At 71.3% G+C, this 26,329-nt stretch carries 23 protein-coding genes; 1 reads left to right on the top strand and 22 read right to left on the bottom strand.

The window, feature by feature from the left end; translation table 11 throughout:
- Window positions 1–3: 3 nt before the first annotated feature.
- The 6 genes from OG223_RS44965 to OG223_RS44940 all read right to left on the bottom strand — a co-directional run bounded on the left by OG223_RS44965 (window position 4) and on the right by OG223_RS44940 (window position 4,987).
- Window positions 4–1,134, bottom strand: a complete 1,131-nt coding sequence (locus OG223_RS44965) for an aromatic ring-hydroxylating oxygenase subunit alpha (RefSeq protein ID WP_329262200.1) — start codon at window positions 1,132–1,134, stop codon at window positions 4–6.
- 76 nt (window positions 1,135–1,210) lie between these two features.
- Complete coding sequence (locus OG223_RS44960) at window positions 1,211–2,380, bottom strand: NAD(P)/FAD-dependent oxidoreductase (protein ID WP_329262198.1); 1,170 nt, start codon at window positions 2,378–2,380, stop codon at window positions 1,211–1,213.
- Window positions 2,377–2,739, bottom strand: a complete 363-nt coding sequence (locus tag OG223_RS44955) for a bifunctional 3-phenylpropionate/cinnamic acid dioxygenase ferredoxin subunit (RefSeq protein WP_019069625.1) — start codon at window positions 2,737–2,739, stop codon at window positions 2,377–2,379. The genes OG223_RS44960 and OG223_RS44955 overlap by 4 nt, the downstream gene beginning before the upstream one ends.
- Window positions 2,740–2,898: 159 nt before the next feature.
- Complete coding sequence (locus tag OG223_RS44950) at window positions 2,899–3,531, bottom strand: MBL fold metallo-hydrolase (protein WP_329262194.1); 633 nt, start codon at window positions 3,529–3,531, stop codon at window positions 2,899–2,901.
- Entirely contained in the window at window positions 3,531–4,616 is a 1,086-nt protein-coding gene (locus tag OG223_RS44945; protein ID WP_329262192.1) for an S-(hydroxymethyl)mycothiol dehydrogenase, read from the bottom strand. Before OG223_RS44945 ends, OG223_RS44950 begins: the two co-directional genes overlap by 1 nt.
- Window positions 4,617–4,747: 131 nt before the next feature.
- Complete coding sequence (locus OG223_RS44940; protein WP_329262190.1) at window positions 4,748–4,987, bottom strand: hypothetical protein; 240 nt, start codon at window positions 4,985–4,987, stop codon at window positions 4,748–4,750.
- 107 nt (window positions 4,988–5,094) lie between these two features.
- On the opposite strand from OG223_RS44940, the gene OG223_RS44935 reads away from it, so the two are divergent.
- Window positions 5,095–5,793, top strand: a complete 699-nt coding sequence (locus OG223_RS44935) for a phosphatase PAP2 family protein (protein ID WP_329262188.1) — start codon at window positions 5,095–5,097, stop codon at window positions 5,791–5,793.
- Window positions 5,794–5,805: 12 nt separating this feature from the next.
- On the opposite strand, the gene OG223_RS44930 is transcribed toward OG223_RS44935, so the two are convergent.
- The 16 genes from OG223_RS44930 to asnB are packed head-to-tail and all read right to left on the bottom strand — an operon-like array spanning window position 5,806 to window position 26,327.
- A complete protein-coding gene (locus tag OG223_RS44930; protein WP_329262185.1) occupies window positions 5,806–7,137 on the bottom strand; it encodes a glutamate-1-semialdehyde 2,1-aminomutase in 1,332 nt (443 codons plus the stop codon).
- A gap of 7 nt (window positions 7,138–7,144) precedes the next feature.
- A complete protein-coding gene (gene rfbC, locus OG223_RS44925; protein ID WP_329262182.1) occupies window positions 7,145–7,696 on the bottom strand; it encodes a dTDP-4-dehydrorhamnose 3,5-epimerase in 552 nt (183 codons plus the stop codon).
- A complete protein-coding gene (locus tag OG223_RS44920) occupies window positions 7,693–8,931 on the bottom strand; it encodes a polysaccharide pyruvyl transferase family protein (RefSeq protein ID WP_329262179.1) in 1,239 nt (412 codons plus the stop codon). The genes rfbC and OG223_RS44920 overlap by 4 nt, the downstream gene beginning before the upstream one ends.
- A complete protein-coding gene (locus OG223_RS44915; RefSeq protein ID WP_329262176.1) occupies window positions 8,928–9,875 on the bottom strand; it encodes a glycosyltransferase family 2 protein in 948 nt (315 codons plus the stop codon). Before OG223_RS44915 ends, OG223_RS44920 begins: the two co-directional genes overlap by 4 nt.
- Window positions 9,872–11,170: a hypothetical protein gene (locus tag OG223_RS44910; RefSeq protein WP_443073802.1), complete on the bottom strand. Its 1,299-nt coding sequence runs from the start codon at window positions 11,168–11,170 to the stop codon at window positions 9,872–9,874. Before OG223_RS44910 ends, OG223_RS44915 begins: the two co-directional genes overlap by 4 nt.
- Window positions 11,167–12,441, bottom strand: a complete 1,275-nt coding sequence (locus OG223_RS44905) for a DUF4910 domain-containing protein (protein ID WP_329262173.1) — start codon at window positions 12,439–12,441, stop codon at window positions 11,167–11,169. The genes OG223_RS44910 and OG223_RS44905 overlap by 4 nt, the downstream gene beginning before the upstream one ends.
- Complete coding sequence (locus tag OG223_RS44900) at window positions 12,438–13,463, bottom strand: NAD-dependent epimerase/dehydratase family protein (protein WP_329265816.1); 1,026 nt, start codon at window positions 13,461–13,463, stop codon at window positions 12,438–12,440. Before OG223_RS44900 ends, OG223_RS44905 begins: the two co-directional genes overlap by 4 nt.
- A 5-nt stretch (window positions 13,464–13,468) precedes the next feature.
- Window positions 13,469–14,116 carry a PIG-L deacetylase family protein gene (locus OG223_RS44895; protein ID WP_329262170.1) on the bottom strand — a complete coding sequence of 216 codons (648 nt, stop codon included), beginning with the start codon at window positions 14,114–14,116 and terminating at the stop codon, window positions 13,469–13,471.
- A complete protein-coding gene (locus OG223_RS44890; RefSeq protein ID WP_329262168.1) occupies window positions 14,113–14,907 on the bottom strand; it encodes a sugar phosphate nucleotidyltransferase in 795 nt (264 codons plus the stop codon). Before OG223_RS44890 ends, OG223_RS44895 begins: the two co-directional genes overlap by 4 nt.
- Window positions 14,904–16,157 carry a class I SAM-dependent methyltransferase gene (locus tag OG223_RS44885; protein WP_329262165.1) on the bottom strand — a complete coding sequence of 418 codons (1,254 nt, stop codon included), beginning with the start codon at window positions 16,155–16,157 and terminating at the stop codon, window positions 14,904–14,906. The genes OG223_RS44890 and OG223_RS44885 overlap by 4 nt, the downstream gene beginning before the upstream one ends.
- The gene (locus OG223_RS44880; protein WP_329262162.1) at window positions 16,154–17,395 is read right to left on the bottom strand and encodes a glycosyltransferase; all 1,242 of its coding nucleotides are present in this window, start codon (window positions 17,393–17,395) and stop codon (window positions 16,154–16,156) included. Before OG223_RS44880 ends, OG223_RS44885 begins: the two co-directional genes overlap by 4 nt.
- Before the next feature lie 2 nt (window positions 17,396–17,397).
- Window positions 17,398–18,690: an O-antigen ligase domain-containing protein gene (locus OG223_RS44875; protein ID WP_329262158.1), complete on the bottom strand. Its 1,293-nt coding sequence runs from the start codon at window positions 18,688–18,690 to the stop codon at window positions 17,398–17,400.
- Window positions 18,683–20,227 (bottom strand): right-handed parallel beta-helix repeat-containing protein, encoded by a 1,545-nt coding sequence (locus tag OG223_RS44870; RefSeq protein WP_329265814.1) that lies wholly within the window; start codon window positions 20,225–20,227, stop codon window positions 18,683–18,685. Before OG223_RS44870 ends, OG223_RS44875 begins: the two co-directional genes overlap by 8 nt.
- Window positions 20,224–22,191 (bottom strand): heparinase II/III family protein, encoded by a 1,968-nt coding sequence (locus tag OG223_RS44865; RefSeq protein ID WP_329262155.1) that lies wholly within the window; start codon window positions 22,189–22,191, stop codon window positions 20,224–20,226. Before OG223_RS44865 ends, OG223_RS44870 begins: the two co-directional genes overlap by 4 nt.
- Window positions 22,188–24,377, bottom strand: coding sequence for a bi-domain-containing oxidoreductase (locus OG223_RS44860; RefSeq protein ID WP_329262152.1), 2,190 nt, complete (start codon window positions 24,375–24,377; stop codon window positions 22,188–22,190). Before OG223_RS44860 ends, OG223_RS44865 begins: the two co-directional genes overlap by 4 nt.
- Before the next feature lie 15 nt (window positions 24,378–24,392).
- On the bottom strand, window positions 24,393–26,327 hold the full coding sequence (gene asnB / locus OG223_RS44855) for an asparagine synthase (glutamine-hydrolyzing) (RefSeq protein ID WP_329262149.1): 1,935 nt from the start codon (window positions 26,325–26,327) through the stop codon (window positions 24,393–24,395).
- Window positions 26,328–26,329 lie beyond the last annotated feature (2 nt).

The raw sequence follows: 26,329 nt of genomic DNA, 5'->3' as shown, positions 1-26,329 counted from the left end.
GGCTCACCCCTGGTTGATCCCCAGGCGCTCGTTCACCCAGTCGTGGAACGCTCCAATGTGGTGCTCGCTCGGCACCAGCACCCCGCCCTTGGCGTACATCCGGGAGCTCATCCCGGGCTGCGTGCGCTCGCACGCCTCGAAGTCCTGGCGGTTGACCCGGTCGAAGAGTTCCACGGACCGGCTGACGTCCTTGCCGCTCTCGACGACGTGCGGGAGGTAGAGCCAGTCGCACTCGACGATCGTGCGGTCGACGGCCACCGGGTACATCCGGTGGAAGATCACATGGTCGGGGACGAGGTTGATGAACACCTGCGGCTTGATGGTGATCGCGTAGTAGCGGCGGTCCTGGTCGTCGCTCACCCCCGGGATGCGGTCGAGCCCTTCCGAGCCGTCGACGGTGAATCCCTGGACCTCCTCGCCGAACTCGGCGCCGTGGCCGACGTAGTACTGGGCGGCGTAGCCGTCGGCGAACTCCGGTAGCACTTCGGTGAGTTCGGGGTGGATCGTGGCGCAGTGGTAGCACTCCATGAAGTTCTCGATGATGAGCTTCCAGTTGGCCTGGACGTCGTAGACGATGCGCCGGCCCACCGAGAGGTGGTCGATGTCGTAGTGCTCCAGGGACTCCACGTCGCCGAGTCGGGTGACGACCTCGCTGATGACGTCCTCGTCGAACGACGGCGGGTTCTCCGCCAGGTTGACCCACACATAGCCGAGCCATTCCCGGACGGCGACGCTCACCAGCCCGAACTCGGTACGCCCGACGTCCGGCATCTTGGTCAGGTTGGGCGCCGCGACGAGCTTGCCGTTCAGGTCGTACGTCCAGGCGTGGTACGGGCATTGGAAGGCGCGTTTGACCTCGCCGGTCTCCTCGGTGCAGAGCTTGGCGCCCCGGTGCCGGCAGACGTTGAAGTAGGCGCGTATGGAGTTGTCGCGGGCCCGGGTGATCAGGATGCTCTCGCGGCCCACGTCGACGGTCCGAAAGGCGCCCGGTTTGGCGAGCTCGGAGGAGCGCACGGCGCAGAACCACATCGTCTCGAAGATGCGTTCCTGTTCCTGGGCGAAGATGCCCGGGTCCGTGTAGGAGGAGCCGGGCAGGGTGGCGATCAGGCTGTCCGGCAGGCTGGTCGAGGTCACAGAGCACTCCTCGGAGAACGTCGTGGATCGGTCATTCACGCGCCGGGACGAACGACTCCGGACGGCGTAGTTACGGTCAACTCACCGTGGCGGCAAGCTGTTTGCGCCACCGCATGAACAGCCGCGGCTGGTTCATCGCGAGCACGGCGACCGGCTGCCCGGCACACCGGTAGACGGCGAGGAAACTCCGGTCGCCCGGGGCGCCCTCCTCGACGGTCACACTGTCGGCACCGGCCGCATGACCGGCGAACTGGATCTTCACGCCGTACTGGTCCGACCAGAAGTACGGCGGCCGCTGCGCCTGTGCCGCCACCGCACCCCACGACAACAGCGCGGCCACGGCCGCCTCGGGCCGCTCCCGCGCCCCGGTCCAGTGCTCGACCCGCCGGTGCGAACCGGCCCGCGGGTCGTACCAGTTGGCACAGTCCCCTACGGCGACCACGCCGACGAGGCTGGTCCGGCCGTCGGCGCCGCACTTGACGCCGTTGTCGAGCTCGACGCCGGACCCTTCCAGCCACTCGACGCACGGCCGCGCGCCCACACCGACAACGACCATGTCGGCGGGGACGGTTCGCCCGTCCTCCAGCAGCACGGCGTCGACGCGGGTCTCCCCGCTCAGCCCTTTGACCCCGACACCGCACAACAGCCGTACGCCGTGGGCCTCGTGGAGGGCGGAGACGATCCCGCCCATGGTCTCGCCGAGGGGTCCCGCGAGGGGGGTCGGCGCGGCCTCGATCACCGTGACGTCGAGTCCGAGGGCGTACGCCGTGGAGGCGACCTCGGCGCCGATGAACCCGCCGCCGATCACCACCAGCCGTCCGCCCAGGGCGAGTTCGTCGCGCAGGGCGCGGGCGTCGTCCAGGGTGCGCAGGGTGTGCACCCCGGCCAGTCCGTCCGTGCCGGGCAGGTTCCGGGCCACCGCGCCGGTCGCGACGACGACCCCGTCTGCCCGCACCTCCCGACCGTCGTCGAGGAGCAACACCCGCTCCGCGCCGTCGACTTGGAGGCCGACGGCACGGGCACCGAGCAGCCACTCCGCGCGCAGGTCCTCGTCGTCCGACTCCAGCAGGAGATCGGCCTCGGTGAGCGTCCCGGCGAGGAACTCCTTGGACAACGGCGGCCTGTCGTACGGGCGATGGGGTTCGTCGCCGATGACGACGAGCCGTCCGTCGTAGCCCTGTTTCCGCAGCGAGCGCGCCGCCGACAGCCCGGCCAGCGAGGCGCCCACCACGGCCACGGTCCTCACGCGGGTCCTCCGGCGAGCCGGGACGCGACGCAGGGCGGCAGGTTCGGGGCGTCCGTGGACGGCACGACGTAGATCATGCCGTCCTGGACGAGCACCTCGTGGGTACGCACCGGGCGCTTGGCCGGCGGGGCGTCGACCGCTCCCGTCCGCAGGTCGAACTTCGAAGCGTGCAGCGGGCATTCCACCTCGCAGCCCTCCAGCCAGCCGTCCGCGAGCGAGGCGTCCTGGTGGGTGCACGTGTCGTCGATGGCGAAGACCTCGCCGTCGTCGGTGTGGAACACCGAAACCGGCGGATCGATGTCGAGCCGGTAGGCCTCGCCTCGCGGCAGATCCACGAGAAGGCACGCGGGAATCATCATGACACCTCGGTGCGTATAGCGAAACGGATTGCGGTAAGCGCAACGTCAGTTTGAGGGCGGCCCCAAACCGTTGTCAAGGTATTCAGAGGCCAGGTGAAGCCCTTACCCAGTGTTGCTTTTCACGCAACATCGTGCGCTATCAGCAACACCGGACAGTGCTCAGAACCCGCGGTCGATCCACTCCTGAAGATGCGGGGCCTCGGCTCCGACGGTGGTCGTGTCCCCATGGCCGGTGTATACGACGGTGTCGCCCGGCAGGCCGAGCAGCCGGTCCCGGATCGAGTCGACGATGGTCGGGAAATGGGAGTACGACCGTCCCGTGGCCCCCGGCCCGCCCGCGAAGAGCGTGTCACCGCTGAGGAGGGCGTCCAGAGCGGGTACGTACAGGCAGACGGCTCCGGGCGCGTGCCCGGGCGTGTGCAGCACGGTCAGCTCGACCCCGGCCACCGCCACGATCTGTCCGTCGGCGAGTTCGCCGTCGGGCGTCCGGTCCGGGTGGGTCTGCTTCCACAGGGGCAGGTCGTCGGCGTGGAGCAGGACCGGAGCGCCGGTCCGGTCGGCGAGTTCGGGCGCCGCGTCGATGTGGTCGTTGTGGGCGTGGGTGCAGATGATCGCGGTGAGCCGGCGGTCGCCGATCGCCTCCGCGATGGCACCGGCGTCGTGCGCGGCGTCGATGACGACGACCTCGTGGTCGTCGCCGACGATCCACACGTTGTTGTCGACGTCCCAGGTGCCGCCGTCGAGCGTGAACTGCCCCGAGGTGACGAGGCGTTCGATGCGGGGCGCGACCATCAGAACACCACCACCGAACGCAGCACGTCGCCGCCGTGCATCCGCTCGAAGGCCTTCTCGACGTCCTCCAGCGCGATGGTCTCCGTGACGAACGCGTCCAGATCCAGGCGCCCCTGGAGATAGAGGTCGATCAGCATCGGGAAGTCGCGGGAGGGCAGGCAGTCGCCGTACCAGGACGACTTGAGCGCGCCACCGCGTCCGAAGACGTCCAGCAGCGGGAGTTCGAGCTTCATCTCCGGGGTCGGCACACCGACGAGGACGACCGTGCCCGCCAAGTCCCGCGCGTAGAAGGCCTGTTGGTACGTCTCCGGGCGGCCGACCGCCTCGATGACGACATCGGCGCCGAAGCCGCCGGTCAGCTCGCGGATCGCCTCGACGGGATCGGATGCCTTGGAGTTGACCGTGTGGGTGGCGCCCAGCGAGCGGGCCTTCTCCAGTTTCCGGTCGTCGATGTCCACGGCGATGATCCGCGCCGCGCCCGCGAGCCGGGACCCGGCGATCGCCGCGTCACCGACGCCACCGCAGCCGATGACGGCGACACTGTCCCCGCGTCCGACGTTGCCGGTGTTGATGGCGGCGCCGATGCCGGCCATCACGCCACAGCCGAGCAGCCCGGCCGCGGCAGCCGAGGCGGCCCGGTCGACCTTGGTGCACTGCCCCGCCGCGACCAGGGTCTTCTCGGCGAAGGCGCCGATGCCGAGGGCGGGAGAGAGTTCGGTGCCGTCGAGCAGGGTCATCTTCTGCGTGGCGTTGTGGGTGTTGAAGCAGTACTGCGGCCGGCCGCGTCGACAGGCGCGGCAATTCCCGCACACGGCACGCCAGTTGAGGATCACGAAGTCGCCGGGGGCGACGTCGGTGACGCCCTCCCCCACCGACTCCACGACACCTGCCGCCTCGTGCCCGAGCAGGAAGGGGAAGTCGTCGTTGATGCCGCCCTCGCGATAGTGCAGATCGGTGTGGCAGACGCCGCACGCCTCGACCTTCACCAGCGCCTCACCCGGGCCGGGGTCGGGGACGAGGATCGTCTCCAGGCTGACGGGGGCACCCTTCCCCCGCGCGACGACAGCACGGACCTGGTGCGTCATGGCCACTCCTCCGCTGGTGAGAACCCTGAGCAGAACGTTGCTCATTACGGCACGCTTAGCGCGTGCCGCAACACAGCATCACGGAGGGCGGAACGGGGGTCAAGGATTCGGGTCGGCGCGCACCGCCGGCATCACCGCCCGCCGAGCCCCCGCAGAAAGGTGTCGACGACCATGTCGGCCGCCCGGGCCGCACCGAGTTCGGGCAGTTGCTGCGAGGCCAGGTGCATGAGCTGCGGCAGCAGTGAACTGGCCCAGGCGGTCGGGACGGCGGCGAACTCATCGTGCCCTCCACGCAGGAGGCGATCGACGCGCGCGACGCGAGGCTCCGGGCCATCGCCGTCCGAGGTCGGCACCCGGGGCCACGGCCGCATACGGTTAGGCTGCTGACGGCTCGTGAACGGGACACGACGAGGGGGCTCGCGTTGGATCGGCAGCGGAACGGTGTCACAGCCCCAGGCCGTCCGGACACGGTGAGCGGGTGACCGGCCGACCGGCGCCCTCGCTGCTGCCCCCGTCGCTGCGCCCCCCGCTCGCCCTGATCGCCGTCCTCGCCGCGCTCGTGGTCGTCGCGCTCGGGGTGCTGTACTCCGGCCACAGCGAGCCCGGCGCGGTGGACAGGTGGATCGTCCCGCCGACGGCGGACAGTGTGCGGCCGCCGTGGCGCCAACTCGCTCTCGCCCTGGACTTCTTGGGGGAACCCGCGGGATCGGCGACGGTGATCGTGGCCGGCGTGGTGGGCTGCCTGCTGATGCGGCGTCCCCGTGCGGCGGTGCTCGTCGCGGTCGGCGCCGGCACGACCGTGGGGACGACCACGCTGCTCAAGCATCTGGTGGGCCGTACCATCCACGGCCCCGGCAACCTGTCCTACCCGAGCGGGCACACCGCCTTCGCCACCGCGCTCGCCCTCATGGCGGCGCTGTTCGCGACGGACCGGCTCGGCCTCGGCAGGACGGCCGGTACGTCACTCGTGCTCGCGGCGGGACTGGTGGCCGGCGTGATCATGGGCTGGGCCGAAGTCGGGCTGGGCGCGCACTACCCGACCGACGCCCTCGGCGGCTGGTGCACCGCGCTGGCGGTGATTCCGGCGACCGCGTGGCTGGTCGACCGGACGGCCGACCGGCTGGGCGACCGGACGGACGGCCGGACGGCCGACGTCGGACGGCCCGGGCACCGCTGACGTCACGTCACGTCACGCCAGGCGGCGGAACACCGGCTTCACGGGGCGTCCGACCAGCCAGGGCGCGGGGTCGCCGGCGTCCAGTGCCTTCCGGTACACCGCGCATGCCTGGGCCACCACCTCGACGGTGCGGTCGATGTCCTCGTCGTCGAGCGCGCTGCTCACCACGAAGGACGGGGCGAGCACTCCGCCCGCGAGGAGCCGGCGCAGGAACAGGGTGCGGTACTGCTGCGACGGCTGCAGGTTCTCGTCGAGGGTGGCGAAGACCAGGTTGCTGGCCCGGCCCCGGACGACGACGTGGTCGCCGACGCCCATGGCCTCCGCCGCGTCGCGGACACCGGCGGCCAGTCGCTCGCCGAGGGCGTGCAGCCGCGCGGTGATGCCCTCCTCGACGTAGGTGGTCTGCACGGCCATCGCGGCGGCCAGGGAGTGCGTCTCCGCGCCGTGTGTGGTGGACAGCAGGAACACCCGGTCGCGGTCGCCGGAGTCGCGCAGCCCGCCCCGCTCCATCAGGTCGCGGCGCCCGGCCAGCGCGGAGACGGCGAATCCGTTGCCCAGCGCCTTGCCGAACGTGGAGAGGTCGGGGACGACGCCGTAGAGGCCCTGGGCGCCCGCCTCGGACCAGCGGAAGCCGGTGATCATCTCGTCGAAGATCAGCACGCAGCCGTGCCGGTCGGCCAGTTCACGCAGGCCGGCGAGGTAGCCCGGCGGCGGCTCGGTGGCTGTGGCGGGTTCGAGGATCAGGCAGGCGATCTCGTCCGGGTACCGGGTGAGCATCTCCTCCGTGGCGGCCAGGTCGCCGTAGGGGAAGGTCGCGATGAGTTCGGTGGTCGCCGCCGGGATGCCGGCGGACATCGGTGTGGTGCCGATGAACCAGTCGTCGACGGAGAAGAACGGATGGTCGGAGCAGAGGGCCACCCGTGAGCGGCCGGTGGCGGCGCGGGCGAGGCGCACCGCGGCGGAGGTGGCGTCCGAGCCGTTCTTCGCGAACTTCACCATCTCGGCGGTCGGCACGGTGGCCAGGAAGCGTTCGGCGGCCGCGACCTCGACGATGGACGGCCGGACGAAGTTGCTGCCGCGGTCCAATTCCCGCCGCACGGCCTCGATCACGCGCGGGTGGGCGTGACCGAGGCTGACCGACCGCAGGCCGGAGCCGTACTCGATGTAGCGGTTGCCGTCGACGTCCCACACGTGGGCACCGCTGCCGTGGCTGATGACCGGGGCCAGGTTCTCCGGGTACTGGTCGTCGCCCTTGGCGTAGGTGTGAGCGCCCCCGGGGATCATGGCGTGCAGCCGCTCGTTGGCTGTCCGCGACAGGGGCAGGTCAAGCACTTCGGTGTCCACGAGGACCTCAACTTTCTCTGTGCTTCAGGACCTCGGCGAGGCTCGGCGCCTCACGGTCCCGTTGGGACATCAGTGCAACCGGCAGCGGCCAGGGAATGGCGAGCTCCGGGTCGTCGAAGGCGATCGTCACGTCCTCGGTCGGATCGTGCGGGCGGTCGATCCGGTACGAGGTGTCGGCGATATCGGTCACTGCTTGAAAACCGTGCGCGCATCCCGCCGGAATGTAAAGAGTTGGTTGTGTTTCTCCCGAAAGTTCGAAAGAGACCCAGTTGCGGTACGTCGGTGAATCCGGCCGCAGGTCCACGACGACGTCGAAGATCCGCCCGTACGAGCACCGCACCAACTTGGCCTCGCCCGCGCCGGATCGCAGGTGCAGGCCGCGCACCACGCCCCGGACCGAGCGGGACAGGCTGTCCTGGACGAAGGCGTCCGGGTCGAGGCCCACCGAGCGGACCACGTCGGCGTCGAACGTGCGGCAGAAGAAGCCGCGTTCGTCTGTGTACGGCGTCGGCTCGAAGAGGAACGCGCCGGTGATCTCCGGGACTTCGGTCGCTTTCATGGAGACTCCTGGCGGGCGTGAGCGTGGGCGTGGGCGGTCGCGGGGAACACGGCCGCGGTCAACGAGCCGAACTGGTCCTGCAGTTGGCGGGCGGCGGCCTCGTTCCGCTCGGCGAGGGTCTGCCGCAGTTCGGGCGCTCGCTTCTCCAGCGCCCGGAATTGCTCCAGCAACCGGTCGGCGTCGACCTCGCGCGCCGGATGGCAGTACGCGCCGAGGCCCATCCGGTCCATGAGCGCGTCGCTCTTCGCCGCATAGCTGATTGCGAGCACCGGCGTTCCGGTCTTCAGCGCGCAGATCAGGTTGTGGTAGCGGACCGCCACCACGGTGTCGGCGGCCGCCATCTCGCTCATCAGGTCGGCCAGGGAGGCCGGTTCGGCGGCGGTGACCAGCGGGGAGTCCACCGCGTCGAGGATCGCGGCGACCACCGTGGCGTCGCACCGGTCGCCGGTGAGCAGCCGGACCGGCCTGCCCTCCTCGACGAGTGTGCGGACGAACCGGATCGTCCCGTCGAGGTAGCGCCGGTAGATCTCGTCGGCGCGGGCGCGGTCGTCGTTGCCGCCGTGGAAGTCCATGACGCCGACGCAGACCGGGCCCGGCGGGCCCGAGGGCGCGCTCGCGGGCGGTGCCGGCAGGGAGAAGGCGAGGTCCGGGTAGACCTCGTCGCGCGCGGTGTCCACGCCCATCGCCCGCATCGCGTCCCGGGATTGAGCGTCCCGGTAGGACCGGTAGGCGGCCAGCCGCCCCGACCAGCGGACCAGGGCGCGGGTCGGCCGGTTGCGGATCTCGGCGGCGCCGACGCTGACCAGCGCGACCCGGGTACGCATCAGCCGGCCGCTCGCGCAGAGCAGGAACAGCGAGTACGGGAAGCCCCACGGCCGGAGCGGCAGGGTGGCTTCCAGGACGCCCATGCCCGGCACGATCACCACGTCGTGGCGGCGCACCCAGGCGGCGGTGCGGAAGACGTCGACGAACTTGCCCAGACCCTTCGACGCGATCGAGCCCAAGCGGGACGCGGTCCGGTACTCGGCGCGGTTCCAGTGCATCCGGGTGGCGGGGATCCCGAACCGGGCCGTCACGGCCTCGGGACCGCCGCACAGGGCGTCCACGACCGCGTCCGGGTGGTCGGCGCGGAGGTAGCCGAGGACGGCTTCGAGCGACCCGTCGTTGCCGAGGTTGCCGGAGCCGAGCAGGCCGAACACCCCGACGCGCACCGGGGTTTCGCCCGTGGACGTCATGCGTGCCTCCCCTCGCGGCCGGCGACGAGGGCGTCGACGGAGACCGTGAGCTGGGCCGGGTCGACCGGGGCACGGTCCTCGACCCGCTCGCCGACGCCCGGCCGGACCCGGCTGGTCATCCACGAGGCCAGGTGGCGGTAGCAGGCACGCCGGTCGGCCGGGGACAGCGGTGCCCGCCGGATCGCCGAGGCGAAGCCCCAGACGTACTCGGCGAGCAGCCGGGGCGTCGGGTGCAGCGCGCCGGCCCGGCGCGGGTCCAGGTTGACGCAGCGGGCGCGCTTGGAGGGGTTGGCCCGCTCGGCGCGGGTGGGGTGGTCGCGGCGGAAGTACAGCAGTTCCGGGACCTGGTGGAAGCGTCCGTGCAGGGTGATCTCGGCGACGAAGGTGCGGTCCGCGTGGTGGTAGCTGTCCATCGGTTTCACCCGGCGCAGCACGTCGGCGCGTATCACTCCGTAGAAGTCGTCGCCGCCCGGCTCGAACAGCAGACTGCGGAAGCGCTCGGGTGCGTGCGGGGAGCCGGTGGCGAGCGTGTACTCGTAGGGCACCGTCACCTGGCCGTCGCCGTCGATGACCGCCTGGTCGGTGTGGGCGAGGATGACGTCCGGCCGCTCGTCCAGTGCTTCTATGCAGCGCCGCAGCAGGTCGCGGCCGTAGAGGTCGTCGTGCGAGGCCCACTTGAACAACTCGCCGCGGGACTCGGCGAAGACATGGTTGTGGTTCGGGGTGGCGCCGACGTTGCGGGGCAGCCGGAGGTAGCGGATGCGGGAGTCCTGCGCGGCGTACTTGCGGCAGATGGCCTCGGTCCCGTCGGTCGAGGCGTTGTCGGAGACGACCAGTTCGAAGTCCTCGTAGGTCTGGCCGAGCAGGGCGTCGAACGACTCGGCCAGGTACTCCTCGCCGTTGTACACGGGCAGGCCGATGCTCAGCCTCGGTAGGTCGGTCATGAGGTCCTCACTTCGGGGATGGGTTCGCGGTGGCGCTCGCGCAGGGCGGAGCGCAGTTGCAGCCACCACACGGCCGAGCCGCTGATGGTCGCGGCGGCGACGCCCCAGGCCGAGCCGGACGTGCCGCCGAGGGCCGCTCCGCCGAGTCCGCCGCCGACATAGCAGGCCGAGGCGAACAGTTGGCAGCGCAGGCTGCGGCGGGCCGCGCCGAGCGCGCGCAGCCCGGCCGCCGCGCCGGTGCCGAGGCCCGCTCCCGCGACGCTGAGGGTGATCTGCACGATGAGGTGCGAGGAGGAGTGCCAGACGTCGCCGAGCGCCAACTCGCCGAGCCGGCCCGGCATCAGCAGCAGTGCCGAGCCCCAGAGCAGCGCCCCGGTGGCCTGCCCCCCGCCGAGCAGGAGGCAGAACCTGCCCAGTCGGTGCGGGGCCTCCCGCAGCACGCGTGCGGCCTCGGGGACGGTGACCAGGGACAGCCCCATCAGTACGGCGAGGAAGGGCCCGAGGAGGAGTTCGGCGCCGCGCACCGCGCCGACCGCGCTCACTCCGACGATCGCGCCGAGGCCGTACGCCCGGAGCTGGCTCGCGCCGCTGAGGCTGACGTTCTCGACCAGGTACCGGTAGCCGAGATCGCGCTGTTCGCGCAGCCATGCGCGGGCCTGTGCCGTCCGGGGCCGGATGCCGGACTGGACGCAGCCGTACCCCGCCGCCACCGTGGCGGACGCGCCCCAGGCAAGTACGAAGGCGGCCACGGTGCCGACATGGGCCGCCACCACCATGGCCGGAACGAGCGCGACACCCCACACGACGTCGTTGACGAACGCCTTCCGCCCGTCGCCCGCGGCGAAGAACGAGAACCGCCAGGCGTCCTGGAGCAGCAGCCCCGGCATCATGAGACCGAGGGCGGCGAACGCGGGCCCCACCCGGCCGCCGAGCCCGAGCCCGGCCGCCAGGCACACCACTCCCAGGGCCGTGCCGACGCAGAGCGCGGTACCCGTCGAGCGGGCCACCGCCCCGCGCCAGGACGTCTCCTGCACCCCGCTGAAGCGGACCACGAGCGGGTCGGTGGCCAGGCCGCGGGAGACGTTGAGCACCACGCCGTAGGTCACCCAGGCGAGGCTGAACACGCCGAACGCGGTCACCCCGAGGGAGCGGGCCACGTAGATGCCCACCGCGAAGTTGCTGATGCTGGAGGCCGCCTGGTCGGCCAGTCCCCAGGACAGCCGGCCGACGAGGGCCCGCTTGGCGGACCGGGCCGGCGTCGTCGCCTTCTCCCCGTCGGTGGTCATCGGCGTCATGTCTTGATCAGCCCGGCCTCGTGCAGGGCGTCGGCCGCGCCGGCGACGCTGTCGAACGGCAGCCCGGACCGTTCGGCGACGTCCAGCAGACTGTGCTCGCCGTCGGAGAGGTTGAGCACCCAGAGCATGGCCATCTGGGCCTGCTTGGTGTCGCTGCGGCCGCCGAGCGCGTCGTACAGCCCGCGCCGGCCCAACTGGGGTTCGCCGTAAGGGCTGAGGTTGAGGTACCGGCGGTTGCGGTCGAGAACGGTGAACGCCTCGCGGCAGACGGCGAGGGTGTCGGCCATCGCCTCCGGGGAGACGAAGTCCGGGTTGTCCGCCGAGGTGTGGTACTCGGGGTACCCGGCGTACGGGGTCCGGCTGAGCGAGCCCACGCCGAGGTTGAACCCGGGTGAGCAGTACTGCCGCTCGTCGTAGCCGTACGGCGTGAACTCGTTGATGTGGTGCGGTCGTTCGGACGCGGCCAGTACGTGCTTGAGCACCCGGTCGATCTCCGCGTCGCCGCGCCTGCTCTGTTTGTACGTCAGTTGACCCGTGTCTCCGGCGCAGGCCAGCACGAGGCCGTGCTTGACCCGCTCGATCCGCTCCGCGTTGCGGGCCAGCCAGGTGATCGCCCCGATGGTGCCGGGTGCGTAGATGAACCGGTAGGTGTAGTACGGCGTTTCACGCGCCAGCGCGCGGGCGAGGAAGGTCGCCACCGCGATGCCGGCCAGGTTGTCGTTGGCCAGCGACGGGTGACAGGTGTGGCAGGAGACGATGACCTCGTCGGCCACCTGTCCGGGGACCACGTGCTCGGCGTAGGTGAGGTGGCCGTCCGCGAGGGTGGAGTCGACGCGGACCTCGTAGTCGCCGTCGGGCAGCGCGTCCAGGGTCTCCTGGGCCAGGCAGAATCCCCACTCCGGCTTGTAGTAACTCGTGCGGTACGGCACCCAGGACGGGTGATCCGGCAGCGTGTGCAGGTGTTCGCGCAGCTCGGTGAGCGGCATGGTCGCCGACACCGGGACGCTGTAGCCGAGCACGTGCAGGCTGGACGCGGCGAAGTCGACGACCCGCCGGCCGGTGCTGTCGGCGATGTACGCGTCCCGGATGTTCCACTCCTGCGGAACCGTCCAGTCGAGGACCTGGGTCCCGGTCGGCACCTCGTGCACGTTCAGCGGGAGGTACTCGCCGACGATGTCCAGGGTGGCGCGCACACCGTCGCCGGTGATGCTCCGGCAGAGCGGGTAGAGCCGCTCCACCAGTGCGTGCATCTCCTCGCCGACCGCTGTCATCGGCGCCACCGCAGGGTGTCGTCGACGGTGCCGGCCTCGGAGGCCGCCTTGAGCACGGCGAGGCGGGTGAAGCGCTGCTCGAAGTCCTCCCGGGTCAGCCCGAACTTCCGGTAGGCGTCGGCGAGTTCGAGGGCGCCCTGCTTCACCGTCCACTCGCAGTCGAAGTCGGGGATCGCGGAGCGGAAGCGGGAGAAGTCCACCCGGTAGGAGCGCGGGTCGGCGCCGTTCTCGCCGGTGATCACCACCTTCGCGCCGGCCACCGCCTCGGCGACCTGCTCGGCGATCTCGGCGACGGTGACGTTGTTGATCTCGCTGCCGATGTTGAACGCCCGGTCGTGCACCGCCTCGCGCGGCGCGGTGAGCGCGGCCGTGAAGGCGCGGGCGATGTCGGCGGCGTGCACCAGCGGGCGCCACGGGGTGCCGTCGGAGAGGACCAGCACCTCGCCGGAGAGCAGCGCGTGGCCCACCAGGTTGTTCAGCACGATGTCGGCGCGAAGCCGGGGCGAGAAGCCGAAGGCGGTGGCGTTGCGCATGAACACCGGGGTGAAGTCGTCGTCGGCCAGCGCGTGCACGTCGTCCTCGACCCGCACCTTCGACTCCGCGTACGGCGTCACCGGACGCAGCGGGGCGTCCTCGGTGACCAGGGCGTCGCCGCCCGAGGCACCGTAGACGGAGCAGGTCGACGCGTACAGGAAGCGCCGAACTCCGGCGTCGCGGGCCAGCTTTGCCAGTCGTACGGACGCGTGGTGGTTGATGTCGTAGGTGAGTTCCGGGGCCAGCGAGCCGAGCGGGTCGTTGGAGAGCGCGGCCAGGTGGATCACCGCGTCGACCCCGGCCACGTGCTCGGCGGTGAGGTCGCGCAGGTCCACCCGCACGCCCGGCGGGTCGGCGGGCTGCGGGCCGAGGATCGAGTCGGCGAACAGGCCGGAGTCGAGGCCGACGACCTCGTGTCCGGCGGCGGTGAGGACGGGTGCCATCACGGTGCCCAGATAGCCCTGGTGTCCGGTCAGTAGTACGCGCAAGGTGTTCAACCCCCCAGGTTGAGCGTGAGTTTGGTGACGGCGAAGGCCTCGGCGTAGCGCGCGTGGCATTCGATACCGCGGATCCGGGCGAGGCCGAGGAAGGCCTCCCGGTCGTACCAGGGCCGGTGCCGCTGCGAGGGGTAGTGCTCCTGCAGCAGCCGCACCTTCTGCTCGGCGGTCTCCGTCTCCAGCGGCTGGTACGCCGTCGGTCGGCCGAGGTCGCCGTCCCACTTGACGATCTCGTAGCCGAGCACGAGGTGGTCGCGGAACGCGGTGGTCATCAGCTTCGCCAGGCCGCGGTGGTCCTGGTGGGCGTCGTCGGTGCGCGGGGCGAGGACCAGTTCGGGCTCGGTCCGCTCGCGCAGTTCCTCGACCGCGGCCTTGGCCTCCTCCCAGTGCGCGGGCAGCCGGCCGTCCGGCAGCTTGTGCACGGTCAGCCGCAGGTCGGCGCCCGGGCAGAAGGCGGTGAGCGCGGCCTGCTCCTCCTGCTCACGCTCGCTGCCGCCGCCGGAGAGGACCAGCGCGTCGACGCGGATGCCGGGCCGCGCCTTGCAGAGCGTCAGCAGGGTGCCGCCGGCGCCGATGGCGATGTCGTCGCAGTGGGCGCCCACGACGACGATCCGGTCGAGCCGGCCGGCCCCGAGCCTGATCACGCACGCACCTCCGCGCTGTCCCGCTCCCACACGGCCCACGGGCGGTGGCCCCGCGTGTAGGCCTCGTCGAGCGCGGCCCGCTCCTTCACGGTGTCGGTCGGCTTCCAGAAGCCGCGGTGCTGGTGTGCCACCAGCCGTCCCTGCTTGGCGAGTTGGGCGCAGCCGTCGGCGACCAGGTCGCCGTTCTCCGGTATGTGGTCGAAGACCTCCTGGCGGAGCACGAAGTAGCCGCCGTTCTCCCACAGCGGCATGTCGCTCACCGCGGTGATGCCGCCCACCATGCCGTCCTCGCCCAACTCCACGCAGTGGAAGGAGGATTGTGGCGGCACGACCATCATCGACGCGCCCGCGTCGCGCTGGGCGAACCGGTCGATCATCTCCGGCAGCGGGGCATCGGTCAGTACGTCGGCGTAGTTGGCGAGGAACATCTCGTCGCCGTCCAGGTGGTGGCGCACCCGGCGCAGCCGCTCCCCGATGGGCGACTCGATGCCGGTCTGCGCGAAGGTGATCGTCCAGTCGGCGATGTCGGTGGAGAGCAGCTCGGTCTGCCCGCCGCGCAGGACGAAGTCGTTGGACACCGTCTCCTGGTAGTTGAGGAAGAAGTCCTTGATGTGGTGGGCGCCGTAGCCGAGGCACAGGATGAACTCCTTGTGCCCGAAGTGCGCGTAGTAGCGCATGACGTGCCAGATCAGCGGTCTCGGTCCGACCATCGCCATCGGCTTGGGGACGTCGTCGGAGGTTCCGTTGCGCATGCGCATCCCGTAACCGCCGCAGAACAGGACGACCTTCATGCTGTGACCTCTTTCGACTGCGCCGCCTCGACGATGCTCAGTTCCGGGATGGGGAAGACGAGCCGGCCGCCCCACTCGTGCACGAAGGACAGTTGCTCGACCAGCTCGGCCCGCAGGTTCCACGGCAGGACGAGGACGTAGTCCGGCTTGTCGGCCGCTATCTGCTCGGGCGGCAGGATCGGGATGCGGGTGCCGGGGGTGAACCGGCCGTGCTTGTACGGGTTGCGGTCGACCGTGTAGGCGAGCAGGTCGGGGCGGATGCCGCAGTGGTTGAGCAGGGTGTTGCCCTTGCCGGGGGCGCCGTAGCCGACGACCGTCTCGCCGCGCTCGGCCGCGTCGATGAGGAACCGCAGCAGGTCCCGGCGCACCTTGGCGACCCGGGCGGAGAACTCGGTGTATCCGGCCAACTCCTGGAGCCCGGCGGCCTTTTCGCGGGCCAGTACGTCGGCCACCCGCTGCGAGGGCTCCCCCGCGACCTCGGCGGGGCGGGCCCACAGCCGGATGGAGCCGCCGTGCGTGGGCAGCAACTCGACGTCCACGAGGGCGAGTCCGCCGCTGGCGAGGGCCCGGATCGCGGAGGCGACCGTGTAGTACTGGAAGTGCTCGTGGTAGATCGTGTCGTACTGGTTCTCCTCGATCAGGGTCAGCAGGTGCTGCACCTCGATGGAGACCCAGCCGTCGTCGGCGACCAGGGCGCGCAGCCCCTGGGTGAAGCCGACCACGTCGGGGATGTGCGCGTACACGTTGTTGGCCACGACCAGGTCCGCCGGGCCGTGCTCGGCGCGGACGGCCGAGCCGGTGTCGGGGCTCAGGAAGTCCGTGAACGTGGGCACCCCCGCCTCGCGCGCCGCGGCACCGACGTTCACCGAGGGCTCGATGCCCAGGCAGCGGATCCCCCGGTCCACCACGTGCCGCAGCAGGTAGCCGTCGTTGCTCGCGACCTCGACCACGAAGGCGTCGGTGCCGAGGTCGAGGCGCTGTACGGCGCCGTCGACGAACGTGCGCGCGTGCTCCACCCAGGAGGTCGAGAACGAGGAGAAGTACGCGTACTCCTTGAACGTCTCCTCCGGCGTGATCAGCGGCGGTATCTGCGCCAGCCAGCAGTCGGTGCAGACCCGCAGGTGCAGCGGGTACGCCGGCTCCGGCAGGTCCAGTTGGTCCGCGGCGAGAAAGCTCTCACACGGCGGTGTCGCCCCAAGGTCGACGACGCTCGCCATCGCTTCCGAGCCGCAGAGTCGGCATCGTGTCATCTGCTGTCCCCATCCCCCCTGCTCGCGTGGGTGTCCCCATCGCGAACCAGTGCTGACCGTCCCGCGATCGCGGTGCGGTACTCCTCCAGCAGGCGCTCCAGGCCGACGGCCGGGCTGAATCCCTGCTCGTAGCGGCGCCGGGCGGCCCGGCCCATCTCCCCGTTGCGGTCCGGGTCGGCCGTGATCCGGCGGATGCCGGACGCGAGCGAGGCGGCCTCGCCCGGCTCGTGCAGCAGCCCGGTGACGCCGTCCTCGACGAGTTCGACGAAGGCGCCGTGGCCGGCGGCGACGGTCGGCACCCCGGCCGCCATCGCCTCCACGACCACCAGGCCGAACGCCTCCAGCCAGGTCGAGGGCGCGATCACGGCGACCGACCGCGCGATGGCCTTGCGGCACTCCGCCGGGTCCAGCAGGCCGACGTAGCGCACGTCGTCGCGGCCCGCCGCCCAGGCGGTCACCTCCTTCTCCAGCGGTCCGGTGCCGGCGATCGCGAGCGGGACGCCCACGCCGCCGCCGGCCGCGACCTCGTCCCACGCGGCCATGAGCAGCCGTACGCCCTTGGCCTCCGCGAGCCGGCCGAGATAGAGCAGTTGCTCGCCGCCGCCGTCCCGGCGGATGTCCGGTTCGGGGACGAAGTTGTGCTTGACCGACAGGCGTTCGGCCGGCATGCCGGCGCGCACCAGGACGTCGCGCTGCGCGGCGGAGATGCAGAGGAAACGCTCCACGCCGGTCCACCAGCGCCGCCGGTTGACCGACAGGCTGACCGCGAGCGGCACCGTCGCGAGGCGGGAGTTGCGGTAGCAGCCGTGCCGGACGGCGGGCAGCGGCGTCGAGCCGACGCACTCGGTGCACGGCCGGCCGTCCCGCTGGAGCGTGCCGGGCGGGCAGATCTGGGTGTAGTTGTGCAGCGTGGCGACGGCGGGCACCCCGGCGTCGGCGCAGGCGGCGAGGACCGCGGGCGACAGCAGCGGGAACACGTTGTGGACGTGCACCACGTCCGGCCGCTCGGCGCGCAGCCTGTCGGCGAGCTCCGTGCGCACCGCCGGGTTCCACGGCACCAGGAGCGGCACCGCGACCTTGCCGAGGAGGGAGCGGGCGCCGATGTCGTCGCTGCGCCGCTCGAAGACCTCGACCCGGTGGCCGGCCGCGCGCAGCAGCTCCACCTCCTGGTCGACGACCTTGTTCTCCCCGCTCGGCTGTGCCGAGTTGTAGCGGTTGTGCACCACGAGAACGTGCATGCTCAGGTCACCTCCGATCTACGGGCCCAGCGCGGGATGTGCCGGCGCGGGGCCTCGGGCAGGGCGAGCGGAGCGGCGGCCCGGGCGGGCGCCGCCAACAGCGAGGCGGCCAGGGCCAGATGGAGCAGATACGGCGAGGCGTCGCCGAGACCGGCCTCGGTGTACGAGGCGATCGCGCAGTAGCTGATCAGGAAGATCGCGCAGGCCCGCTGCAGCGAGGGCGGGCGCAGCAGCGCGACGCCGCCCAGCACGACGATGATCGCGGCGACGAGGGTGACACCGATCAGACCCTGTTCGTTGTAGACGGCCAGCCAACTGTTGTCGATCGGCAGCCCGCCGAAGGACTTGTCGCCCAGGCCCACGCCGAACGCCTTCTCCGCGGCCGACCGGGGCTCGGCCAGCAGGGCGTTCCAGACCTTGGCCCGGCCGGTGAGACTGGAGAAGTTCTCCTGGCTCTGGCCGCGCAGGAACCACGTCTGCAGCGCGGAGGCGAAGCCCACCGCGGCCACCACGGAGATCAGCACCGCCCAGGTGAAGAACCGGCGGGCCGCGGCACTGGTCAGCATGAGCGAGCCGATCGCGAGCGCCAGCCCGAGGAGCAGGCCGAGCGTGGCCGTCCGGGTGTGGGTCAGCGCGAGCAGCACCAGCGACGGCACGATGACCAGCACGGCGCTGGTCCGGTCGGTCCGTTTGCCGATGACGAGCAGCGCGGTGAGCCCGATGATGACCGCCGCGTACTGCCCGATCTGCGGCGGGGTGAGCGGCCACAGCGCGCCGACGAGGCGTCCGCCGTAGAGGCCGGGCAGTGCCTTGCCCGGGGAGACGACCAGGCCGAGGGCCACCGAGCCGAGCACCGCGAAGTACGCCCTGATGTGGTAGCGGACGAACGTGAGGCTGCCGTCCCACCAGCGGCTGAGCAGCCACAGGGTGCCGACGAAGAGGGTCAGCCGGAAGCAGCGGAACAGCGCGCCCGTCCCGGACTCCAGGCTCGCGCTGGAGATCACGCTCGACACCAGCAGCAGGGAGAGCAGCAGCACGTAGGCGCTGGACCTGATGCGCACCCGCTGGTTGACCGCGAGCGCCAGCGCGAACGCGGCGACCAGCGAGCCCATGGTGACCATCTGGATGAGGGAGCGGGGCAGCGGGACGATGGTCTTCGCCCCGGCGGAGCCGAGCGTGTTGAGGATCAGCAGTCCCCAGACGATGCCGACGGTCTTCGGTGTGCCGGCCGGGCGCGGTTCGGCGCCGGGCAGCGTCGCCGCCGTGTCCGGTCCGCGCGTCAGGTTCTCACCCATCTCCACCACCGGCCTGGAGGTCGAGGGTGCTGCCCTGGTCCTGCTGGTACGGCGCCGCCTGCCACTGTCCGAAGTCGAGCACCCTGCTCTGGTCCTCGGCGACGAACTTCCACGGCCCGACGTAGACGTTGTCGTGCCAGCGGTTGTGCTGCTTCTCGGTGATGGCCTCGGCCACCCCTTCGCCCTGGTACGGCGACCAGTCCGGATAGGTGCCGTAGTTGGACAGCACGCCCATGCGGTCGCACATCTCCGTGCACTTGACGACGGACTCGTCGAGGACGAAGCGGTTGTCGTGGATGTCCACCCGCTGGGTCTTCCACCGGCAGTCCGAGTAGAGCGGCGCCTTGGTGATCGCCGGCCTCACACAACTGCCGGTCTTCTTCACCAGCAGCGTGCAGTCACCGGACGAGGTGTTGGCCGGGCTGTTGCAGAACCGGTCGGCGTTCTCCCACAGGGTGATCCCGGACCAGTTGTCCTCCAGCACGTTCCGGTAGATCTCGATCTTGTCGGTGCGGGCCCGGACCCGTGGTTCGCCGCCGGACTCGGACAAGTAGACGGTCGCGTAAGGGAAGTTGTCGCCGCTGTCTGCCGCCTCGCGGCCCTCGACCCAGTTGTTCCGCCGGATCGTGTTGTCCCGGATGACCGCGTTGTAGCTCGTCTCGTAGATCAGTGCGGCACCGTCGTTGGCCTCGATCACGTTGTTCTCGATACGGAAGTCGTTGTTGTTGGTGTCCGCCCACAGCCCGGTGCCACGGTTGTCGTGCACCCAATTGCCGCTGATCTCGGCGCCGTTGACCTCCCAGAACTTGATGCCTCCGGTGCAGCCGCAGCCCTTCTGCTTCCGCTCCCAGTCACCGGTGTTGTTGCCGACGATCTCGTTCCCCTCGACCACCAGGCCGGTGATTTGCCCGTTGCCCTTGTAGGCGTTCATGCCGTACTGGCCGTTGTCGCGCAGGCAGTCGGCGCGGACCTGCTGGCGGGCACCGGCCATCAGCCCGGCGCCGGCGTTGTCCTTGATCGTGCTGTCCGCGATCACCCACCCGTCGGCCGAGTCGTGGTTGACGACGCCCTCGTCCTGCGGCGCGACGAATCCCCGCACGGTCAGATAGCGGATGGTGACGTCGGCGGCGTTGCCGGTGAAGGCGTACTGGTTGACCTTCCGGCCGTCGAGCACCGCGCCCGGCGCGCCGAGGTAGCGGTCCCCCTTCTTGGGGATGACCTGGGCGTAGCGGTCCCGCTCCAGCTTGTGCGTGCCCGGCTCGAGCCAGAACGTGGTGTTCGGAGGGCTGTTCTTGGTCTTCGCCGCCAGATCGCCGACCACCTTGGGGTCCACGGTCACCGCGCCGGCCGGCGCCTTGGCCGGTCCGGCGGCGGGGTCGGCGCACACCCGGGCCACGGACCGCGCGGCGGACGTGGCCGTGGACGGCGCGGCGTTCGGCTTCGTCGTGGCCGGGGCGCTCGACGTGCTGTCGCAGCCGGTGACCGTCAGCAGGACCAGCGCCAGCGGTACGGCCGCCAGTGCCCAGTGCCGTCTCATGTTCCCCACGTGCCCTCCTGGCCGCGGAACCCGAGCACGGTGGTGAACCCGTCCGTGCCGTCGGCGAATCCGGTGCCGATCAGCGTGGTGGTGGGTTCCTTGCGCCCGAATCCGGCGGAGTACCAGCCCAACGGCGGTTCGCTCTCGCCGCGGTGCGCCCGCCAGGACAGTTGCCCCGGCAGTTCGAGCACCGCGGAACGCCCCTCGCCGTCCCGGATCCAGGTGAGCACCGCGCGGTGCCCCACCAGGTCCGCGGCGATCGCCGGGCCGAGGTGGAACGCCAGTCGCACGTCCCGGCGCGGGCCGGTCACCTCGTCGACGATCTTCAACTCCTGGTCGGCGGCCGTCAGTTCCACCCGACGACGGTGCACGGACCCCTGATAGCCGTCGTGCTCGGCGGCCCAACGCGCCACCCCGTCACCGGAGTTGTCCACGTCCAGGACGCGGGTGCGGGCCTGCCGGGTCCACAGGAACGGGCCGCCGGAGACCGACTGGTCGGCGCCGTCCAGTTGCAGGGTGTTGTGGCCGAGGGTCGACCGGAAGTACTGCCGCCACTCGGGCTGCCCGTGGTAGCAGTACGTCCCCGGGTCGGCGAGCACGTCGATCCCGTCGTGCCGTACCTCCACGGACAGCGCGTCGGCGTGGGCGTGCGCGGCGATGGAGAGGAAGCCGTGCGGACCGCCGTCGCAGCGGCACCAGATCTCTTCCGGACCGCGCAGGACGGTGAGCCCCGCGTCGGCGAAGTGGGCCGGCCTGGTCGCCGGGCGGGCGGTTCCGTCCTTCGCGTACGGCCTGATGAGCGCGGCCAGCAGTGGGGTGCGCACGTCGGTGGCGGTGACCGTCGGCCACCAGTCGAGCCGGCCGAACACGGCGTCGCCGGTGGCCAGTAGCGAGGCCCAGCGGTCGGTGCCCTCGCCGTCCAGGATCAGGCCGTGGCCGTCGTCCGCGTCCCCCTGGCGGGGCGGGCGCAGCCGGTTGTCGACGACGGCCGCGAGGGCGTCGGTCATCCGCAGCAGCACCAGCCGGAGCGACTCGGGCACCGGCACGCCTGCGGCGTCGGCCTCGGCCAGCGCGGCCAGGCCGAGTTCCAGGACGAGTCCGTGGTACTCGGTGGCCAGCTCGCGGTTGAGGCCGGAGTCGAAGGTGTTGGCGCGCAACTCCCGCTCCAGCGAGCGCAGCGCGTCGGACCGCCAACGCGCCGACGAGGGGAACCAGTCGAACGCGCAGGCCGCGGCGAACTGCCCGGCGGTCTCGGCGATGACGTGGTTGTTCGCCGAGGAGCCCCGGCTGGGGAAGGCGGCCAGCCAGCGCTGGTGGTGCCAGATCTGGTTGAGCGCCACCGGGTTGTCCTCGAACAGCTCGGCCGCGCCCGGCCAGTTGTCGAGCAGCCGCCGGATCCACACCCAGGACAGCAGCCGGATGCCCAGCTCGATGCCGCTGATCCAGTGCACGCCTTGCAGCGGCGGGTTGGCCGCCCACCAGGAGCGCAGATGCCCGGCGACGCGCTCTGCGTACCGCTCGTCCCCGGTGACCGCGTAGGCGGCGGCGAGCACGGTGAGGTACTGGTGCCGGGACGGCTCCCAGATCTGCTTGATGTCCCCGGCCAGTTCCTCGTTCCGGTACGGCACGTCGAAGGCATAGCCCGACGGAACCCGGCGCCCGGTCTTCGGGTCGTGGAACCAGTCCGGGTCGGTGAGGTCGTCGCGGGCCACCCCGAAGAACTCGCCGTGCCCGGCCATCAGTTGGTCCGCCTCGGCGACCAGCCGTTTCACGGCGTCCGGCGGTACCTCGGCGACCGTGCCCGCGGGCAGGACGGCGGTGAAGCGGGCGCCGGTGACGCTCGGACAGTCCGGCCGCGCCGACCGCCAGCGCCGTCTGCGCACGGTGTCGCCCGCCCGGCCCGCGATCTCGCGCGGGCCCATCCGGGACAGCCGGCGCAGGTACCAGCCCGCGCTCATGGTCATGGCGTCCTCGCCAACGTGACCGGCACGCCGCCGGCCAGGCCGGCCTGCACGGCGAGGGTGGCCGCCGTGGTGGCGACCAGCGACTCCAGCGGCACCGGCATCGGCCCGCCGGTCCGCACGGCCTTGATGAACGCGGCGAGTTCGGCGTTCTGCCCCTTGTCCCGGGCCTTGGGCAGCCGCGAACTGACCCACTTCTTACGGCCGTGGACGGAGGCACGGACGAAGTCGTCGAGCCGCAGCACCTTGCCGTCCGCGACGAGGTCCAGGGTCTCCTTGGGGAAACCGGGGGCGCCGGTGGTGACGTAGCTGACGGTGGCGGTGGAGCCGTCCGGGTAACGCAGGACGACCTGGAGGTCCTCGTTGCCGGGCGCGGCCGTCGCGTACACGGAGACCGGGTCGGCGTCGAGGAGCCAGCTCGCCGTGTCGATGAAGTGGCCGCCCTCGCCGGCGAACCGCGAGCCCTCGGCGCCCTGTTGGAGGTACCAACTGCCGTGCTGCAGCTTGCCCGCGTTGACCAGGTAGCGCAGGTTCGCCGGACCGGTCCGGGCGCCGAACCGCTCCTTGGCCTCCTGGAGCAGCGGTGCGAACCGGCGGTTGAAGCCCACCTGCAGTCGGTCGTTGCCGGACTCCTCCACCGCCGCGAGTACGCCGGCCAGCTCGTCCTCGGTGAGGGCCAGGGGCTTCTCCACGAACACGGTCTTGCCGGCCAGCAGTGCCTGCCGGGTCAGTTCGGCGTGCGAGCTGTGCCGGGTGACCACGAACACGGCGTCGACGGACTTGTCGCCGAGCACGGCGTCGAGGTCGGTGGTCGCGTTGGCGAAGCCGAACTTCCGCTGCGCGTTGGCCGCGGACAGCGCCGTCGTGGTGACGACGGTCGACAGCTCGACGCCCTCGCGCTGCGCCAGGTGCGGCAGCAGCATCGACGTCGCGTAGTTGCCCGCGCCGACGAACGCGAGGCGCACCGGAGTCTTGGCGGACCGGGCCGGGGCGGACGCCCGGGTGCCGCGTGGCACCGCGGGCACGGCCACCGCCGGGGCCTCCGGCTCCCCCGCTTCCTCCGTCTGCTCGGGGTACCGGAACAGCACGGCGACGGCCTTGAGTTCGCCGTCCTTCAGGCGCCGGTACGTCTCGACGGCGTCGTCGAAGTCGGCGAGGTGGGAGACCAGGGGCTCCACGTCGACGCTGCCGCGGGCGAGCAGGTCGAGGAAGCACGCCAGGTTGCGGCGCTCGGTCCAGCGGACGTAGCCGATCGGGTAGTCGCGTCCCTCCAGCTCGTACGACGGGTCGTAGCGCCCGGGGCCGTAGGAGCGCGAGAAGCGGACGTCGAGTTCCTTCTCGTAGTACGCGTTCCAGGGCAGGTCGAGGCGGCACTTGCCGATGTCGACGACCCGGCCGCGGTCCCGTGCGAGCCGGGCGGCCAGCTCGACGGGCTGGTTGCTGCCGCCGCCTGCGGCCAGGAACACCTGGTCCACGCCGTGGCCGTCGGTGAGTTCGGCGACGGCCGCCTCCACGGCCGCGGACGCGGGGTCGCCGCAGGCCGCGGCGCCGAGGCGCTCGGCGAGTTCGCAGCGGGTCGGGTCGGGGTCGGCGCCGACCACGCGGACTCCGGCGGCGGTGAGGAGCTGGACCACCAGTTGGCCGATCAGTCCGAGGCCGATGACCAGTGCCACCTCGCCGAGCTGCGGCTCGCCCTGGCGGACGCCCTGCATCGCGATCGAGCCGACGGTGCCGAAGGCCGCGTGCCGCGGGGCGAGTCCGTCGGGGACCGGGGCGTAGAGGTTCTTCGGCACCCAGTTCAGTTCGGCGTGCAGCGCGTGTTCGTTGCCCGCGCAGGCCACCAGGTCGCCGACCTTCACGTCGTCGATGCCGGCGCCGACCTGCTCGACCACCCCGCACAGCGAGTAGCCCAGCGGGGTGTAGGAGTCCAGCTTGCCCATCACCTTGCGGTAGGTGGCGGGCACCCCGTTGGTGGCCACGCTCTGCATGACCTTGGCCACCTGGTCCGGCCGGGAGCGGGCCTTGCCCAGCATCGACATGCCGGCCTCGGAGACCTTCATGAGCTCGGTGCCGGTGGATATCAGCGAGTAGGCGCTGCGCACCAGCACACCGCCCGGCTTGCACCCCGGTACCGGAACGTCGAGCACCGCCAGCTCGCCGCTCTTGTAGTTCTGTACAACCTGCTTCACCAGAACTCCTGATTCCTAAGCCGTCGACCGAGTGCTCTGGGCGGAGCCAGAGGTCGCGTCGCGATACCAGTACTCGAGGGTCAGTACGTGCCACAGATGCTTGGAGTAGTCCGCCTGTCCGGCGGCGTCCTCCGCGACCATCCGGGCCAGCGCGTCGCGGCGCAGCAGCCCGGACCGGACGAGTTCGCCGTCGTTGACCACCTCGCGCACCAGCGGTGCCAGGTCCCGGCTCATCCAGGCCCGCAGCGGGGCGCTGAACAGGCCCTTGGGCCGGTACACGATCTCCTTGGGCAGGACCGAGGTGGCCGCCTCCTTGAGGACGGCCTTGCCCTGGCGCCCGACGATCTTGCGGTTGCCGGGTACGGCGAACGCCGCCTTGACCACCTCGATGTCGACGTACGGCACCCGGACCTCCGTCGACGCGGCCATGCTCGACCGGTCGGTGTAGGCGAGGTTCAGGCCCGGCAGGAACATCCGGGCGTCGGTCAGGCACATGCGGTTGACGAAGTCGTCGAGGTCGTTGTCCTGGTAGACGTCGGCGTGTTCGGTGACCACGTCGTCGACCGTCCCGGCCAGGTCCGGGTTGACCAGGGCGAGCAGCTCGTCCTGGTCGTACATGGTGTAGCTGCGCCGGAACGCGGTCTCCTCCGGCAGATCGGCGAAGGAGAGGAACCGCTTCGCGAAGCGCACCGACCGGTAGCCGCGGCGGGCCGTGGCGACCGGCAGCCGGTCCACGACCCCGGACACCCCGCGCCGCAGGGGTCGCGGGACGCGCTGGTAGCGCAGCGCGAGCAGGTTGGCGAAGTGCTTGCGGTACCCGGCGAACAGCTCGTCGGCGCCCATCCCCGAGAGCATCACCTTGACCCCGGCCTCCCGGGCGGCCATGCAGATCAGGTACGTGTTGATCGCGGCGGGGTCGCCGATCGGCTCGTCCAGGCTGTACGTCATCTGCGGCAGCAGGTCGAGCACGTTCGGGGCGATCTCGATCTCGTGCAGATCGACACCGAACTGCTCGGCGACCTGCCGGGCGTAGCGCAGGTCGTCCGGCATCGCCTCGAACTTGGCGTCCTCGGCGCGGAATCCGATCGTGTAGGCGGAGATCCCGGGCTGGTGGCGGGCCGCCAGCGCGGTGAGATAGCTGGAGTCGAGGCCGCCGGAGAGGAAGGTCGCCACGGGGACGTCGGAGATCAGGTGGCGCCGGGTCGACTCCTCGACGATGGCGGCGAGGTCCGGCTGTTCGCCGGCCAGCGCCCGGTCCCGGCCCTCGGCGGCGACGTCCTTCAGGTTCCAGAAACTGCCGCGCTCCACCCGGCCGTCGGGCCGGCACCGCAGCCAGCTCCCCGGCGGCAGCTTCTCCGCCTCGCGGAACGCGCAGCGGGAGTCCGGCACCCAGTAGTAGAGCAGGGAGGCCACGAGCGCCGCCTGGTCCACCTCCAGCGACTTGCCGGTCGCGGCGGCGAGCGCCTTGAGCTCGGAGGCGAACATCAGGCCCTCGCCGCGCCGGAGCAGGAACAGTGGCTTGATGCCCAACTGGTCGCGGACGAGCACCAGTTCACCGGTGCGCTCGTCGAAGATGCCGAACGCGAACATGCCGCGCAGCCGGGGCAGACAGTCCGTGCCCCAGCGCCGCCAGGCCTCCAGCAGTACCTCGGTGTCGGAGGTGCCGCGGAAGCGCACCCCGGTGGCCTCCAGCTCCGCCCGCAGTTCCGCCGCGTTGTACAGCTCGCCGTTGTACGTCAGGGCGAGGCCGTCCGAGACCATCGGCTGGGCGCCGGTCTCGGACAGGTCGACGATGGACAGCCGGCGGTGTCCGAGCTGCACCTCGCCGTCACCCAGGGGGTGGCCGTAGCGGCCCGCGCCGTCCGGGCCGCGGTGGGCGAGGGTGTCGGTGAGCCGGTCGGTGACGGCCTTTCCGTCCGGCCATCGGTACGTGCCCGCGATGCCACACACGT

The sequence above is a fragment of the Streptomyces sp. NBC_01478 genome, from assembly GCF_036227225.1.
In the GTDB taxonomy this organism is placed as follows: domain Bacteria; phylum Actinomycetota; class Actinomycetes; order Streptomycetales; family Streptomycetaceae; genus Streptomyces.
This window is presented reverse-complemented; position numbering and strand designations above follow the sequence as displayed.